The organism is Rahnella ecdela, from assembly GCF_019049625.1.
Lineage (GTDB): Bacteria > Pseudomonadota > Gammaproteobacteria > Enterobacterales > Enterobacteriaceae > Rahnella > Rahnella ecdela.
This window is the reverse complement of record NZ_JAFMOY010000074.1, coordinates 1-1,456: the sequence shown is the minus strand read 5'-3', so window position 1 is coordinate 1,456 and position 1,456 is coordinate 1. Positions and strand designations below refer to the sequence as shown.

The window sequence follows — 1,456 nt, the reverse complement described above, 5'->3', positions numbered from 1 at the left end:
CGGGCAAGTTCACGAACGGCACGGGTTTTGGCCAGACCCGGCAGGCCTTCGAGCAATACATGTCCGTCACACAACAGGGCAATCAGCAACATACGTACCAGCGATTGCTGGCCGATCACCTGCTCATTCATCCGCTGCTCAAGCTGCAACAGTTTTTCTCTGTTTGTCATCGCTTCAATCCTGAGAAGTCACGTTTAACCAGCGTGGAGATCCCCACCAGCATCGGTTCGGCGTAATTAAAGAAGGCTTTGATGCCGGGGCAGAGATAGTTAAGTCCGGCTTCGCCATCCGGTGCGCGGACGATGCGGTTTTTCGGGCATTCGCCCCAGCACAGTTTCAGATACGGGCAGGCTTTGCAGTAGGCGGGCAGGGTGTCTTTTTTCCCCATACCGAACGCTTTCTGCCGCTCGGAAAAGGCCATGTGTGCAAGCTTCGTATCGGTGATATTGCCAATCTGATATTCCGGATAGACGTAGTGGTCGCAGGAGTAAGTATCGCCGTTTTTCTCAACGGCCAGTCCTTTGCCACAGAATTCCGACGCCGTACAAATTTGCGCGGGCAGTCCCATCGTCTGCGCAACGGCAGTTTCAAACAGGTTGACCTGAACGCGGCCCAGATCGTTGTTCACCCATTCTTCAAACACCGCAATCAGGAAGGTGCCCCAGTCATTGGGATCTACTGACCAGTCGGTGACGACAGAATCGAGATCGCCCGGTTTTGCCCGGCGGGAACCGGTCACAGGAATGGTTTCATCACGCCAGAACTGTGGCGCGGTGACTTTGAAATCGACCGGTTCGACGCACGGATTAAACTGAACGTAGGTCGCACCCAGTTCGCGGGTCATGAAGCGGTACACTTCAAGCGGAAAGCGGGCGTTGGTACGGTTGACCGTCACCAGCGCGTTAAAAGGCACCTTGTATTTTTTCAGCGCCGCGACGCCCTGCATGACTTTGTCGAACGTCGGTTTGCCGCTGCGCGTGACGCGGTAGCGGTCGTGCAGCTCCCGCGGGCCATCAATGGAGATGCCCACCAGGAAATGATGTTCTTTCAGGAATTCGGCCCATTTATCGTTAATCAGCACACCGTTGGTTTGTAAGTCGTTTTCGATACGCTGACCGGGCTTCTTGTACTGTTTCTGAAATTTCACTACTTTCTGAAAAAATTCCAAACCCATTAACGTGGGTTCGCCGCCTTGCCAGGAGAACACCACCTGCTCACCGTCCTGACCGTCAATGTACTGACGAATAAAATTCTCCAGCACCTCATCACTCATGCCGGTATGACGATCCTGATGCAGCAGATCTTCTTTACTCAGGTAAAAACAGTAGGTGCAGTCGAGATTACAGGTTGAGCCGGAGGGTTTGGCCATCACGTGGAAACGTCGCTTATATTCCGGGCCTTTGCCATCAAATTTTTCAGCTGACGGGAGTGCTTTAACAGGCAATGTGGTGCTGTA

General features: G+C 53.3%; 1 protein-coding gene and 1 pseudogene. Both read right to left on the bottom strand.

Annotated elements, in window-relative coordinates; translation table 11 throughout:
* Positions 1-170 (bottom strand): annotated as a pseudogene (locus tag J1784_RS26320) (AAA family ATPase); the annotation flags it as partial.
* On the bottom strand, positions 167-1,456 hold a 1,290-nt coding region (locus tag J1784_RS00385), incomplete at its 5' end, for an anaerobic sulfatase maturase (protein ID WP_217147594.1). The pseudogene J1784_RS26320 and the gene J1784_RS00385, both read right to left, overlap by 4 nt.